The organism is Acidianus infernus, assembly GCF_009729545.1.
GTDB lineage: Archaea > Thermoproteota > Thermoprotei_A > Sulfolobales > Sulfolobaceae > Acidianus > Acidianus infernus.
In genome coordinates, this window is the sequence record NZ_WFIY01000004.1 from 306,939 (window position 1) to 319,811 (window position 12,873).

The window sequence follows — 12,873 nt, forward strand, 5'->3', positions numbered from 1 at the left end:
CTTCTATAAAAATTATAATTATGAAAATCATGTGGAAATGCAATTAACACTGTTAATCTTAGTTTTAAAACTCTAGAATATGTATAATATTATGCTTTATTTAGATGGTAAAAAGCTTGAAGAAATATTATCTGCAAAGGATGCAGTAAATGCAGTAAAAGAAGCATTCTCTTTATACTACCAAGGAAAAGTAACTCAACCACAAAGACAAGTTTTAACGATAAAAGGTAACTGGTGGGGAATTATGTCTTCTTACACTGATTTTTCTGTAGTAGTAAAAATTGTTAACGTTATAAATGAGAATAAAAATAGAGGTTTACCGTCAGTGCAAGGTATAGTAATTCTAATGTCTCCAGACACTGGAGAACCTTTAGCAGTAATTGACGGTACTATATTAACTGCTATAAGAACAGCTTCTGCAAGTGTATTATCTACAGAACTTTCTTATGGGAATAGAATTCCTACATTAGGAATTATTGGAGCAGGACTAGAAGCTTACTATCACGCAAAGATTGCTTCGGAGTATTTGTCAGTATCTAGAATTCTCGTAACTGCAAGGAAATCTCATATTGAGTTGGCAAAGAAAATAGGTGCAGATGCTGTAGATTTACAAACATTGCTTAAAGAGTCTGACGTAATATTTTCAACTACATCTTCTAAAGAACCGGTGGTGCTAGGGAAATTTTTGAAAGAAGATTTTCACGTAAGTAGTATAGGTGCTCATACTCCTGATGCTAGAGAGATTGACGACGAAACTATAGCTAAAGCAAAGACTTACATTGTAGATTCATTACAAGCGGTGTCTTCAGAATCTGGAGATTATATACAGCCACAAAAGAAGGGTTTAATAAAAAATGTAATAGAAATAGGTAAAATAATAACTGAAGGAATAAAAATTGAGAGACCCTCGATATTTAAGACAGTAGGAATTTCAGCACAAGATAATTTAGCTGCATATTACGCTTATAAACTCAGCCAAACCTTTTCCAAATAACGTTAGGATTACCAGATTTTTCGTTTACCCATAAAGCTAAAACAAAAAGTAGCGAAGACAATCTATTAAGGTATTTCACATGAACGTCCCTTGCCTTGCCCTCTCTCATTATCTTTACGACACTCCTTTCTGCTCTCCTACATATTGCCCTAGATAAATGGAGAAAAGACGAAGCTAGATATCCTCCAGGTAAAACAAAATTCCGTAAAGGTTTTATTTCTCCTCCGAACTTGGCTATTAAATTCTCAAGTTCCTTTATCTTTTCTTCGCTAAAATTTAAATTAAATCCTGCAATTTCTGAAGATATTACAAAAACATCATCTTGAATTTTGTATATTAAATCAAAAAGTTGAGGATAAAGGGAAGAAATAACACCTAGAGAAGCGTTCAATTCGTCTAAATTTCCTAAAGCCTCTACTACGTCATCGTCTTTCCAAACTTCACCTTTTGACGGAACTTTAGTCTTTCCGCCATCTCCAGCCCCGGTATACCACATATGGTTAAATACAATGAAAGAAAGTATTAAATCGTGCTATACGATGCTCATTGCCATTATTCCCTACTTAAGAAAAAGTATGAAGGATATTTTATAGCCGCAGTTTCCATGGATTATAATTCCTCTGTGGAGACCTTATCCTTAAATGACAAAAACATTCTAAAAGGTGTGGCAATACATCCTTGGAACGTTCATAAAGAGAAGATAGAGAGCGTTTTACCACTAATAAATAAAGCAGATTTTATTGGGGAAATAGGTTTAGATTATAAATACTCCGAAGCCCCAAAAGAACTTCAGATAAGATATTTTGAAGAATTCCTAAAAAATTCTCAGGATAAGACTGTTAACGTTCACGCAGTGAATTCTTGGAGTGATGTGTTAAATCTTTTAATTAAACATGATATAAAAAGAGCCATATTTCATTGGTATTCTGGTCCGAAAGAATTACTTCGCGATATAGAAGGTGCAGGATATTTTATAACAATTAATCCATCAGTTACTTTCCAAGAAAAGCATAAGATAATTGCAGAGAACGCTCCATCCAACATTGTGCTAACTGAGAGTGACGGAGGGTATGTATATAAAGGAAAGTTACTAGAACCAACAGATATTCCTTCTACCATAAAGTTTCTTTCTAAAATCTGGAATGAAGATGAGAGACAAGTGGAGAAGAAGATAGAGATAAATTTTAGGAAAGCCTTTAATTTATAATGCTTGCAGTAGTTACTGGAGCTTCTAAAGGAATAGGCAAAGCTACTGCGATTAAGCTAAAGGACTTAGGTTATACAGTAGTTGCAATATCAAGAAGCTCACCAGAAGTAGGTGACGAAAAAATTCAAGTTGATGTTAGTAATAAGGAAGACGTTTTTAAGACAGTGAATTATCTAATTACTAAGTTCGGATTCATAGATGTCCTGGTTAACAATGCAGGTTTCGGAGTTTACGGCTCATTTCTTGAGACGGACCTTAATGAAGAAGAGTACATGATAAAAACTAATTTATTAGGACCCATCTATTTCATGAAAGCAGTCTTGCCTTATATGGTTAAAGAAAGGAAGGGATCGATAGTTAACATTATATCCGAAGCGGCCTACGTTTCTTCCCCTAAACTTCTAGTTTATTCTGCAACCAAAGCTGCTCTAGCCCATATAACTAATGGGTTATGGGCTGAGATGAGGAAATATGGAGTAAAGGTTTCTGGAATTTATCCGGGTCCAGTAAAGACGAATTTTACTTCCCATCCATCATTTAAAGGAGTCAAAGACTCTTTCTCTAAGTTCGCAGTAGAGCCAGAAAAAGTAGCAAACGCTGTAGTAAAGGCTATAAAAACCGGGAAGAGAGAAATTTATGTTCCATCAAAACTTGCTTTAGATCCTTATTTTTTGAAACTTTCTTATATTATGCAATCAATAACTTATAGGGTTATTGGTAAATATTTTGGCTAGAAATATTTTTTAATTAACATATATACTTTTATCTGAGAAGCATGAATAAGCTAGTAATAGTTGGCATAATAATAGTAGCAATAATTGTAATAGGGACTCTGGGATATTTAGCTACTAGAACTTCAATAACGGCAAAGAAAACTCAAGTAATAATCTACGTAGCGGACGCATATGCTAAGGAAGCATGTTGTCTTGCGAAATGTTTCTCCTCCGCCACGGGAATACCAGTGTTAACGCCGCCTGAAGCCGGCGGTTCGTTTGCATTAGCAAGAGAACTTCAATCGCCCAACGCTCAAGTTACTGTATTTATGCCAGTAGCTTTAAGCGCTGTAAATGATCTAGGAAACGAGAATCCTGGCTGGGCAATTGCATTTGTCTCTGATCAAATCACAATAGCATATACTAATGCTAGTATTTCTAGTAATCCTTGTGCACAAAAAGCGTTATATTACGCTAAGGAAGCCATGAGTACTGGTAATTCTAGCGATTGGTATGAGTTCTATTACATTTTAACATCTGGTAAAGTTAAGGTAGGAATTTCTAATCCTAATACTGACCCTGCAGGTTTTAGAGCCTGGATAAACCTAGAAATTGCAGGACATTTATTTGCAAATAATACTTATTACTTTTATGATAGAATGTTAAATAATCACGGTAATGTCACCGCAAGTAATGCTGCAGAATTAGTTCCAGATTTAGAGTCAGGAGCAATACAATTCTTATATATTTATAGATCTGCGGCAGTGGCGAAAGGATTAGATTATATCCAATTGCCTGCAAAGCTAAACTTAGGCTGTTATAAGTGCTCATCATTCTATGCAATGTTTAATTATACTCTCAACACGGGGATAGTAAAAGGATCTCCGGTATACCTATTTATAACAATACCTAAGAATGCTAATAACTATAGCGAGGCAATAGATTTCGTTACCTATGTTATAGAGCACTCCGGTATATTAAAGAAATTTGATTTATGCCCTCTCCAGCCGGCCATTCTTTTCAATTCTACTGCAGTACCTCCTCAGATAGCTTCATTGTTAACTGAAGGAAAGTTAATAGAAGGAGGTACTCTATGAATTGGTTTAAGCTATTAGGAATTTTTTTATCAATTATACTCGCAGTTCCAGTTCTTTTCCTAATTTATATGGGATTCTTTGTGTTCAAAAGCTCTCAGGCTTTTTCTCAGACATTCTATGCTGGTGTCGAACTAAGCCTCTTATCTTCAGCTGCTGCCGTAGTAATAGACTTTGCTCTTTTTACTCCTTTAGCGTATTATCTCTCTAGAGAAAAAGATTTCATAACAGATTCATTAGTAGATGTTCCTGCGTCAATACCTCACCCAATAGTGGGAGTAGCGTTAGTGTTTTTAGACAGTCCATACTCGCCTTTCTATAAGGTATTTCAAGGGCTTGGGATAAGCCTCTTTGACACTTATTATGGATTAATTTCAGCCCTCGTTATTGTCTCTGCTCCAATATACATAAGGAGCATGAAGAGTTACTTTGACTCAATGCCTAGAGTTTACGAGGAATATGCAAGATCTTTAGGTGCGGGAATGGGAAGAGTGTATCTAATGGTCTTGAGGAACTCATTAAAAGGCGCGTTATCTTCTTCATTAACTAGTATGTCTAGAGCGATGAGCGAATTTGGATCAATCGCAATAGTTGCTTATTACGTACTTTATGGACCGTTAGCAGGAACTTCTCCTGCTTCAATCTTAATTTATGAGTATTACGGATACTATGGACCGCAAGTAGCAGTTACTGCATCAGCAATAATGATTGTTGTTGGAATAATATTATTAATTATATTGAAGACTATACAATACCTGAAGTAATATACTCTCAGCTATTCCAAAAATAAATGTACAATATAATATTTATCTAGTTTAAAGGAAATGAATATCAGTTAATTGATAAATTCTATTAAATATAATATTAGAAATTTTCATTAAATAAGATTTAAAGTTAAGATAATGAATAAAGAATATAATACATATTTGTAATAAAGATTCATAACATTTCATATAAAATGTGAGGAATTCTTATACTGCAGAATTAATGTGATAAAAACGATAGTATAAATAAATTCATTACTTGAGGTCGTGAGTGCACAATGCTAGAAATTTTAACATTAATGGGCCCGGGGGGATTTGAACCCCCGACCTCCCGGTTTCTGCCCATAGTTATCAGCCGGGCGCTCTAACCATGCTAAGCTACGGGCCCAATATCATTCTTTTACCATTTTATTTTAAACTTATCTATGCATGTTTGCTTAATATGTTCTCTTTTAGACTTATAATAAAAGATAAATTGTTAGGGATAAGAAAGCGAAAATTATTAAAGCAGGTTCGTTTAAGATTATATTGCGGCTGTAGTCTAGCATGGATTAGGACGCGGGCCCTCCAAGCCTGAGATCCCGGGTTCAAATCCCGGCAGCCGCATACAAAACTTAAATAGCTTCCCCCTTTTCTCTATATCATGGATAAGGCTGATTTACTTTTTAATGCCTATAAAAGTAGGAAAGAAATTGATCCTTTTGAGGTAAATGAAAAGGAAGCTGAAGAGATATTTAAAAAATTCTCTTCGAGACTAGTAGAAGAAGAAGGGTTAGGAGGATATAAGATCTCTTTGGTTACGCAAGAACATTTGAAAAGATTCCATGGTAAAGAGCCTATGTATGGCATATTAACTAAACCAATGATAGTATCAGAAAATGAAATAGAGTTATGGTTTAATCATAATTTTGCTGAAGTTGAAGTAGTATTTTTTGCAGATTCTTGTAGAAATGATAATTTTCCTCAATGTATTAAGGAAACCAGATTAGGAGTAGAATTACCTGCTACTAGATTTAATACTTGGAATTTGAATGCTTTGCAATTAAAGGCAGACGATTCTGCAGCCGGTAGGCTTTATATAGGAGAAGAAGTTTCACTACCGATTAAAGGCGTAGAGATGTTAATAAACGATAAACTGGTAGGTCGAGGTGTTCCTAACTTAATTTACGGTGGACCAATGGATATGGTTAAATGGCTTATCTCAAAAATTGGAGAAGTTAATGGTTATGTATCTTCTGGTGTTTTTATAGGTCCGTTCGAAGTTAAGAAAGGAGACAAGATTACAATATTAGGTGACGTTAATTTTGAAATAAAGCTAGTCTGAATTTTAATGTTTGAATATTTTTATTGTATCAACTTCTTGGATTAAGTTTATATTGATATTTACTGAAATGGGCTTATGCAGTCTACAAAAACGCTAACAAGGATTCTGGGGCATACAAACATCATTGATGCTTTCATAGTTTCAGCGGTAGCACTAGTTTCCATTCTAATAAGGTCATTAAGTACTCAGTACCCTTTATCAGTAAACGGGTTCGACTCTTGGTACTTATTTTATAATGCGTTATTAATTGCCCAAGCGCACGGTAATTGGTATGCAGTACCTCCAGATGCTCATGCTTGGTTCCCTTGGGGGTTTTTCATAGAATTAGATAATACAATAGGATTACCGTTTATTGTTGCACTTCTTTCTCTGCCTTTCTATTCTACTTATGGCGCTAACGCAGTATATACTGTTACCTTATTCCTATATGTTGCACTTGCTGGTTTAGGGGTAGCAGCAGCTTATGTTGCTGTTTCCGGGCTGACTAAAAGCAGGATAGGTGGTTTTGTAGCTGCAGCAATAATAGCTGTATCTCCAGCTTTAACTGTTAAGAATATAGTCGGTGGATTGCCAAAGACTTCATGGGGAGGAGTATTCGTATTATTTTCAATATATCTATTAAATTATGCTATTGAGAAAAAGAAACCAATTTATGGGGCATTTGCTGGAGTGCCTCTATTTCTAGCTGAAGTATCATGGGGAGGGTCTACATATATTGATTTAAGCTTGTTAGCTGGAGCTTTCCTACTAATTTTACTTAATAGGAACAATGAAGAGACTGCAAAAGCTTATACTCTCATGGCAATAGTTACCGCATTCCTAACCTCTTGGGCACCAAATAGTATTGGATTCCTTTCAGGACTAGCTCACGGGCTTTCATTGTTAATAATTGGTGCACTACTATTTCTAGACCTTCATTTGAAGAATATCTTACCTAAGGAAATTTCAGATTCTAGAGCATTACTAATAACTGCAAGTGCAGTATTCATATTTGTAGTAGCAATAGTAGGTCTCTCATTTTTAGGTGTGACGCCAATTCCTTCAAGATATTATGCAATAGTTAATCCATTCTATCAAGTTACTGTACCTATCGATAAGACTGTAGCAGAATATATACCTCAGCCAATAACATCGATGATTACTGACTTCGGAATAGCATTATTTCTTTCAATTATTGGAATGTACTATTTAATAAGAGAAAGTAACCTTGCAGGGCTTTGGTTACTCGTTTTAGGCGTAATAAGTATCTATGGTACTTCAGAACAACCTTATCTCTTTAATTATACTGCATACATGATAGCTCCATTAGCTGGTGCAGGAGTATTTTACATTGTAAATAAAACTAAGGAGTATAAAGCAAAAGCTATTCCGATATTTGTGCTATCATTAGTTGGAATTTCGCTTGTAGCAGATGCAAGTGCTGCGACAATTATGAGTAATACTCCAAACGAAATAGTAACTTCTGCTAGTCCATATCCTATAATTAATTATGCTTGGGTATCAGCATTGGATTGGATAAATCAGAAAACTTGTCCTCATGCATTTATATTAAGCTGGTGGGATTACGGATATTGGGAGGAAGTTGTAGGGAACAGAAGCGTCATAGACGAAAATAATACACTTAATGGTACCCAGATAAAGCTCATGGCTGAGATGTTCTTAAATAATGAGACTTTTGCAGCAACAGTACTAGAAAAAGATTTTCACTTATATCCTTATGGCAATCCTAATTATACTATCCCAGTTTACATAATAGCCTACGATGCAGTAACTTTAGTTAATTCAAGTAGCGGAGAAGAATGGTATATAGGTTATCCATCAGATTTGGGTGGAGAGTTTTTAGGATATACGACATCCTTAGGAGATATAGGTAAGGCGATGGGTGCAATGACAGTAATCGCAGGATATCCAATAAATGAATATCTGAACACCAGTCTTATCACCTCTGAAATTTCATGCTTAAATTCTACTTTAGGTAGAATAGCAAAATACGATCCAAGCGTTGCAAATGAATTAAACGAACTCTCAAGCATTATAGGCCAAGCATATCCACTTGCGTGGACTTCAAAGGCGTATAACTCATTAATTGTTAACATGTTTGCTGAAGCTTTAGAAGGAACAGGATATCCAGTGATAGCACCATTTAGTAGTAAATTAGAATTTACTATGAGTGGTTTACAAACAACACCAGGAACTCCGTTCCCAGAAATTCATATGATTTACTTCCAACCAGTCTATGTAGCATTATTCCCGTGGGTTAGAGGGCCTAATTATGAAACATATATAATGGTCATGATATACCAGTTTGTACAGCCTGGGACAATAATTCCAGAATGCGTTTATTATGGATAAAACAAATTTTTTAGCAATTTAATTTAATACCTTTTTTGGCCTCTATTCTGTATTTTACGTATTTATCTTCTGGAGAAAATCGTGGAGGATGAGGCACTATAGTTGGGGTATTACATTTAGGACATTTTTCTTGAAAGGTGTAAGTTCCATCTACTGGACATTTTCTTATTAGCCAGGTCATTTTTGTACACTTATTTCTACTCCTTCTTCCTTAGCAATTTCTTGGAGTTTTTCTATGATAGAATTTAATCTTTCTGCAACAGCTTTAGGTTCAGTGCCAGTTACATCAACCCTATATCTAGGAGCACCTATTGTGTAAATCTTTATTGTAAAATCAGTATCTTCTTCTCCTTCTACTGCCTTTCCGAATAAACTCCTAATTTTTTCTACTCCGTTTGGATCTAGCGTTTTAACTACAACAACTTTTGATTCTTTTACTTTCTTTTCTTCGCTATGTTTGGAAGCTTCTTCTATTAGCGGTTTTATCCATATCTCCGGAACTCCAGCATCTCTCAATATTTTATCTCCTTCCTTTACTGCTTTTTGTAACGCATCAAAAACATCTCCATATTTGCTTTCTAATTTCCAGGCAACTTGTTCCCAAGCTTCTTTTTCCGTCTTCCCCAGTTTTTGTGAAACTATCTCAAGGATTTTGTCTGTTTTTTGTAGTTTTTTCCATTCGGCGTTCTTTTTCCTTCTTTCGTCGTCATTAACTTTCTTTAAAGATACGTCAACTGTTCCTTTCTTTCTATCTACACGAATAACTTTAACTACTATTTTCCTTCCTTCTTTTATAACATCACGAATATTTTTAACCCATCTAGTACTTATTTCACTCCAAGGTAAGAACGCTTGTAAATTTCCATACTCGTCAAGAGTAACATAACTTCCGTAATCAAAAACTTGTTTAACAGTTGCAATTAAAATATCTCCTTCTCTTGGAAGAGGATGCTTATTATATATCATTTTAACCCAGTTCTTTAATTATCTCGCCAACTATTTTTGCTTTACCACCAGTAGGATAAGCCAGCTGTGTTCCGCAAGCTAAGCACCTTACTGGGAAAGTCGCATGGCTAAAAATCACTTGCTCGTTACCGCAATTAGTACATTTTACTCTTATGAATTTTCCTTTAGGTTCTGGAATTAAGATCTTAGTTTTCTTCATTACTTAGCCACCTCTACTATCTCCACCTTCTTTATTCTTATTCCAGGCTTCATTATTACGTAACCGCATTTAGTGCACTTTAACATTAATACTGCTTTTTTAGTTACTTTTGCGAACCTTTTTTGCTCTGGCTTTCTTTGACCTCCATATCCTAAGTTCTTCCTATCATATCTTCTTTGTCCTTCAGCTAGAGTCCTTCTTTTCCCTCCTTTATAAAGAGATACTGAGTGGGGTGTATGAGTTTTGCATTTTGGGCAATATGTATTTATCGTCTTGGGAACTTTCATAAATATCACTTAGCTTACTATTTTACACGGAGTTATATATTCTGCGGTCCATAAAGCTAGTGCTTTTTGTAAATCAAGAAAGATTAAATCTCCTTTCTTTAGCTCCATACTGTTTATTATGGTGTCCTTTATAACTTTACACAAGATTTTACCATCGTTAAATATCAGATTACCGCTCAGTAATGAAATGTAAAGTTCCTTAATTTTATCCAGGATATTAAATACAAATTCATCAAATCCTTTTCCTTTATGATTATCCTCAAGATATTTGCCCAGTCTGACTTCAAATAGTGACTCTGCTAGCTCTTCATAAACCTTTATTTCATTCTTATGGACTTCATCGTCATAACTTATCCTTATCTTTGCTAAAGTTTGAGAAATCTTCTGAACATCTGAAATTAAGATTTCTATAGGAGTTTCCGACGAAATTTCCTTATTAAGTATCTCATCTAACATATAACTTCACTTCTCCTAAACCTTTTAAATGTGCATAAACTCCTATAGATGCATCTAACTTTATGGGAATACCTCTAGAAAATTCTATGTTTTCACCTAATATTTGAAATTTACCAGATATATAAGGTAAAAATGTAACGTAACCAGAAAAAGGCGATAAAGAAGTAGAAAATTCAAAATCGTTTTCTATTTTTCTTACTAACAGCCCAGATTTGCCGTGTATTGAATTGGGAATCCTAAATAATCTTTTTATATCTATGGTTACCTCCTCATCTAGAATTACTCCTTGAATTCCTTTAGCTTTTCTTCCAGCCCATCCTGGATCTGTTGGTAATGCTGAAGAATACTTAGGAACTCCAATACCCTTTATATAATTAACTATTTCTTTTCTGTCTTCAGAATCCAATAGAGCACAGTCTCCGCTACATCTTACGTAAACGTGAAAACCCCTATTTCCAGAGAAATATAGTTCGGGATTTAAACCAAAATCATCTTTTAAAATATCCTTGATTATTAGAGCGTTTTCTAATGCTTTATTTATACAACCAGAAGTTATCTCAGCAAATTCCACAGTTTCAACGTTATCTTTAGGACATTTTTCTCCATCAACTTCAGAGCCGCACACTGGGCAAAAGTTTATCTTTCTTATCTCACATAATTCATCTGCATCTATATCAAACTGTAAGTCTGCCCCCATCCACCCTTTTTCGTCCATTTCTTTTGCTGAGGGTATTTGATATTTTGCTGTAGAATAAAATAAATGTAAAGGAAGATTTTCAAGTATGAAATTTCTTAGCTCTAGAGGAGAGGAAAAAGATAAATGTCTAACATATGTATCTTTACCAAAAGGTTGTATCGCGAATTCTCTTAATTCCATATCATTAGGTAATTCAAGTTCTGCTTTTTCATAATATGATTTGAATAACATTAAAATAATTTTATTCAACTCTTGGTGCAATATAAAACTCACCGTATCCTCCTTGGGGCAATTCATAATGAAGCTTTAGCGGTATCTGGGAACCAAAGTACAACTCCATAGTGTCCGAAGCTTTTCTCATTTTTGTAGTATTTAATACGTATTCCATACCGTATGTTGACTTTGCATCATTTCCACTTGCCTCTAATAGTGCTCCGTTATCTGTTGAAAGTTCTACTTTAGATTCTCCCATGTCTCCTTCTACAGAAAGATATAGTTTTCCTCCTTCAGAACTTACTGTTAATGTATCGCCTAAATCTGCTAAACCGTCTATAACGTCTGAGAAAGTTACTGTGAGCATTTTTGCCTTAAATGGAAATTCTAAGTTTAGAGACGGATTTTTTTGTTCTTCCATAGATAGTAAAGGTAATGAAAATATCCTTTGGAAGGATCCTTCAATTATTATCTTAAGATTACTTCCATCTGTTTCAAAGCTTAATGTATCGTCTTTCTTTACCCTTGCTAATATTGATGATAGATCTTCTAAGTTTATTCCTATCACTTCTTTATCTTTAGATTCATAATTTTCAAAATATCTAGCAGGCAAAAATATATCTAAGAATACTACTCTAGAAGGATCTATTCCGTTTATTCTTATTCCGTCATTAGTTGAAACTATAGCACCTTCATCCATAAATTCTGATATTGTTTTTATTATGTATACAAATGCAGGAGCGTCAAGAGCCTTGAATTTCATAATTAAGAATAGTAAATCTAAAGTTTAAAACTTGTTAAGCTCAAAGTCTAGGAGAGTTCTCTTCTGTTAAATAATCTTCTCCACCAGCAAATATCCTTTGTAATTCTGCATAAAGTTCGTCAAACCCTTCATCGTTTGTGGAAGAGACTGGAACTGGTGCAGAGTCAAGGCTTTCTATTAAGGTTTTTACTAACTCGAAGGAATAATCGTCAACTTCACCTAATCTATCTATTAGTTCTTCTCCGTTACTCCAGTTTTTTATTTCTTCTAATTCCTTAGGCGTCAAAAGGTCTATTTTTGATAAAACATTAACTTGAGGTAAGTTCATTCTAAACCGTATTGCACTAGATAGAAGTAATAAAGATACGTAAGTTCTAGCCTCTCTTGCAAGGAATGAGTCCATTAAAAATACGTTTGCTGCCTTATTATCTCCAACTATTAATGATGAAATAAGTCTTCCAGTATCTCTATATGCAAAGAGTTCAACCTGGCCCGGAGTATCTATTAATACATAGTTAGCTTCTATTTCACTGACCTCATTTTTTATTTCTACGGCTTTAGTCATTAGTAGATCTATTGAGGCTATTAAGGAAGAATTAGGACCTAATCCATATTTTTCCATAACTTCAAACGCGTCTACATAATCCCTTACATCAAAATCTGGAGTGTATGGGAGTTTTTCTACTGCCGGATCTAAATTTATGACCGCTGTATCTAACTCTTGGTCAAGTAAATAATCTTGAAATTCCTTAACTAAAGTAGTCTTACCAGAGCCCGCTGTTCCAGTGAAGAAAATATAGTACATCATATTAACTTGACTTTTAATCTTAAAAACTCTGTCTAA

At 34.6% G+C, this 12,873-nt stretch carries 16 protein-coding genes and 2 tRNA genes; 8 read left to right on the forward strand and 10 right to left on the reverse strand.

Annotated elements, in window-relative coordinates; translation table 11 throughout:
- Nucleotides 1-91 precede the first annotated feature (91 nt).
- Nucleotides 92-994 carry an ornithine cyclodeaminase family protein gene (locus tag D1867_RS01880; protein ID WP_155862570.1) on the forward strand — a complete coding sequence of 301 codons (903 nt, stop codon included), beginning with the start codon at nucleotides 92-94 and terminating at the stop codon, nucleotides 992-994.
- Here D1867_RS01880 and D1867_RS01885 read toward each other — a convergent pair.
- Nucleotides 972-1,490, reverse strand: coding sequence for a cob(I)yrinic acid a,c-diamide adenosyltransferase (locus D1867_RS01885; protein ID WP_155862571.1), 519 nt, complete (start codon nucleotides 1,488-1,490; stop codon nucleotides 972-974). The genes D1867_RS01880 and D1867_RS01885 overlap by 23 nt on opposite strands.
- 33 nt (nucleotides 1,491-1,523) lie before the next feature.
- Between D1867_RS01885 and D1867_RS01890 the strand changes: the two genes are divergently transcribed.
- Genes D1867_RS01890 through D1867_RS01905 form a run of 4 tightly spaced genes read left to right on the forward strand, consistent with a single transcriptional unit; the run spans nucleotide 1,524 to nucleotide 4,772 of the window.
- The gene (locus D1867_RS01890; protein WP_338077925.1) at nucleotides 1,524-2,201 is read left to right on the forward strand and encodes a TatD family hydrolase; all 678 of its coding nucleotides are present in this window, start codon (nucleotides 1,524-1,526) and stop codon (nucleotides 2,199-2,201) included.
- Nucleotides 2,201-2,935, forward strand: coding sequence for an SDR family NAD(P)-dependent oxidoreductase (locus D1867_RS01895; RefSeq protein ID WP_155862572.1), 735 nt, complete (start codon nucleotides 2,201-2,203; stop codon nucleotides 2,933-2,935). Before D1867_RS01890 ends, D1867_RS01895 begins: the two co-directional genes overlap by 1 nt.
- 41 nt (nucleotides 2,936-2,976) lie before the next feature.
- The gene (locus D1867_RS01900) at nucleotides 2,977-4,011 is read left to right on the forward strand and encodes an extracellular solute-binding protein (RefSeq protein ID WP_155862573.1); all 1,035 of its coding nucleotides are present in this window, start codon (nucleotides 2,977-2,979) and stop codon (nucleotides 4,009-4,011) included.
- Nucleotides 4,008-4,772: an ABC transporter permease gene (locus D1867_RS01905; protein ID WP_155862574.1), complete on the forward strand. Its 765-nt coding sequence runs from the start codon at nucleotides 4,008-4,010 to the stop codon at nucleotides 4,770-4,772. The genes D1867_RS01900 and D1867_RS01905 overlap by 4 nt, the downstream gene beginning before the upstream one ends.
- A 300-nt stretch (nucleotides 4,773-5,072) precedes the next feature.
- On the opposite strand, the gene D1867_RS01910 is transcribed toward D1867_RS01905, so the two are convergent.
- Nucleotides 5,073-5,160: transfer RNA gene (locus D1867_RS01910), tRNA-Ile, on the reverse strand.
- Between the two features lie 142 nt (nucleotides 5,161-5,302).
- Here D1867_RS01910 and D1867_RS01915 point away from each other — a divergent pair.
- The 3 genes from D1867_RS01915 (at nucleotide 5,303) to D1867_RS01925 (ending at nucleotide 8,448) form a co-directional block, all read left to right on the forward strand.
- Nucleotides 5,303-5,378 (forward strand) — tRNA-Gly (locus D1867_RS01915).
- A gap of 37 nt (nucleotides 5,379-5,415) precedes the next feature.
- Nucleotides 5,416-6,096: a hypothetical protein gene (locus D1867_RS01920; protein ID WP_155862575.1), complete on the forward strand. Its 681-nt coding sequence runs from the start codon at nucleotides 5,416-5,418 to the stop codon at nucleotides 6,094-6,096.
- 75 nt (nucleotides 6,097-6,171) lie between these two features.
- Nucleotides 6,172-8,448 (forward strand): STT3 domain-containing protein, encoded by a 2,277-nt coding sequence (locus D1867_RS01925; protein ID WP_155862576.1) that lies wholly within the window; start codon nucleotides 6,172-6,174, stop codon nucleotides 8,446-8,448.
- A gap of 10 nt (nucleotides 8,449-8,458) precedes the next feature.
- Here D1867_RS01925 and D1867_RS01930 read toward each other — a convergent pair whose 3' ends face one another.
- From D1867_RS01930 to D1867_RS01965, 8 genes are read right to left on the reverse strand one after another with little or no spacing between them, the layout of a single operon-like run.
- The gene (locus D1867_RS01930) at nucleotides 8,459-8,629 is read right to left on the reverse strand and encodes an RNA-protein complex protein Nop10 (RefSeq protein ID WP_013776052.1); all 171 of its coding nucleotides are present in this window, start codon (nucleotides 8,627-8,629) and stop codon (nucleotides 8,459-8,461) included.
- Nucleotides 8,626-9,414, reverse strand: coding sequence for a translation initiation factor IF-2 subunit alpha (locus tag D1867_RS01935; RefSeq protein WP_155862577.1), 789 nt, complete (start codon nucleotides 9,412-9,414; stop codon nucleotides 8,626-8,628). Before D1867_RS01935 ends, D1867_RS01930 begins: the two co-directional genes overlap by 4 nt.
- A 1-nt stretch (nucleotide 9,415) precedes the next feature.
- A complete protein-coding gene (locus D1867_RS01940; protein ID WP_152940833.1) occupies nucleotides 9,416-9,613 on the reverse strand; it encodes a 30S ribosomal protein S27e in 198 nt (65 codons plus the stop codon).
- Nucleotides 9,613-9,900: a 50S ribosomal protein L44e gene (locus tag D1867_RS01945; protein WP_155862578.1), complete on the reverse strand. Its 288-nt coding sequence runs from the start codon at nucleotides 9,898-9,900 to the stop codon at nucleotides 9,613-9,615. Before D1867_RS01945 ends, D1867_RS01940 begins: the two co-directional genes overlap by 1 nt.
- Before the next feature lie 9 nt (nucleotides 9,901-9,909).
- Nucleotides 9,910-10,356, reverse strand: a complete 447-nt coding sequence (gins15, locus tag D1867_RS01950) for a DNA replication protein Gins15 (RefSeq protein WP_155862579.1) — start codon at nucleotides 10,354-10,356, stop codon at nucleotides 9,910-9,912.
- Nucleotides 10,346-11,284 (reverse strand): DNA primase small subunit PriS, encoded by a 939-nt coding sequence (priS, locus tag D1867_RS01955; protein WP_240872300.1) that lies wholly within the window; start codon nucleotides 11,282-11,284, stop codon nucleotides 10,346-10,348. Before priS ends, gins15 begins: the two co-directional genes overlap by 11 nt.
- Before the next feature lie 10 nt (nucleotides 11,285-11,294).
- Nucleotides 11,295-12,029, reverse strand: a complete 735-nt coding sequence (locus D1867_RS01960) for a DNA polymerase sliding clamp (RefSeq protein ID WP_155862581.1) — start codon at nucleotides 12,027-12,029, stop codon at nucleotides 11,295-11,297.
- A gap of 40 nt (nucleotides 12,030-12,069) precedes the next feature.
- Nucleotides 12,070-12,834, reverse strand: a complete 765-nt coding sequence (locus tag D1867_RS01965) for an ATP/GTP-binding protein (protein ID WP_155862582.1) — start codon at nucleotides 12,832-12,834, stop codon at nucleotides 12,070-12,072.
- Nucleotides 12,835-12,873 lie beyond the last annotated feature (39 nt).

What these genes read in the sequence shown, in the direction of transcription:
- D1867_RS01880 (WP_155862570.1), top strand. Translation starts at nt 92, where the DNA reads ATGCTTTATTTAGATGGTAAAAAGCTTGAAGAAATATTATCTGCAAAG.
- D1867_RS01885 (WP_155862571.1), bottom strand. Translation starts at nt 1,490, where the DNA reads ATGTGGTATACCGGGGCTGGAGATGGCGGAAAGACTAAAGTTCCGTCA.
- D1867_RS01895 (WP_155862572.1), top strand. Translation starts at nt 2,201, where the DNA reads ATGCTTGCAGTAGTTACTGGAGCTTCTAAAGGAATAGGCAAAGCTACT.
- D1867_RS01900 (WP_155862573.1), top strand. Translation starts at nt 2,977, where the DNA reads ATGAATAAGCTAGTAATAGTTGGCATAATAATAGTAGCAATAATTGTA.
- D1867_RS01905 (WP_155862574.1), top strand. Translation starts at nt 4,008, where the DNA reads ATGAATTGGTTTAAGCTATTAGGAATTTTTTTATCAATTATACTCGCA.
- D1867_RS01920 (WP_155862575.1), top strand. Translation starts at nt 5,416, where the DNA reads ATGGATAAGGCTGATTTACTTTTTAATGCCTATAAAAGTAGGAAAGAA.
- D1867_RS01925 (WP_155862576.1), top strand. Translation starts at nt 6,172, where the DNA reads ATGCAGTCTACAAAAACGCTAACAAGGATTCTGGGGCATACAAACATC.
- D1867_RS01930 (WP_013776052.1), bottom strand. Translation starts at nt 8,629, where the DNA reads ATGACCTGGCTAATAAGAAAATGTCCAGTAGATGGAACTTACACCTTT.
- D1867_RS01935 (WP_155862577.1), bottom strand. Translation starts at nt 9,414, where the DNA reads ATGATATATAATAAGCATCCTCTTCCAAGAGAAGGAGATATTTTAATT.
- D1867_RS01940 (WP_152940833.1), bottom strand. Translation starts at nt 9,613, where the DNA reads ATGAAGAAAACTAAGATCTTAATTCCAGAACCTAAAGGAAAATTCATA.
- D1867_RS01945 (WP_155862578.1), bottom strand. Translation starts at nt 9,900, where the DNA reads ATGAAAGTTCCCAAGACGATAAATACATATTGCCCAAAATGCAAAACT.
- gins15 (WP_155862579.1), bottom strand. Translation starts at nt 10,356, where the DNA reads ATGTTAGATGAGATACTTAATAAGGAAATTTCGTCGGAAACTCCTATA.
- priS (WP_240872300.1), bottom strand. Translation starts at nt 11,284, where the DNA reads ATGTTATTCAAATCATATTATGAAAAAGCAGAACTTGAATTACCTAAT.
- D1867_RS01960 (WP_155862581.1), bottom strand. Translation starts at nt 12,029, where the DNA reads ATGAAATTCAAGGCTCTTGACGCTCCTGCATTTGTATACATAATAAAA.
- D1867_RS01965 (WP_155862582.1), bottom strand. Translation starts at nt 12,834, where the DNA reads ATGTACTATATTTTCTTCACTGGAACAGCGGGCTCTGGTAAGACTACT.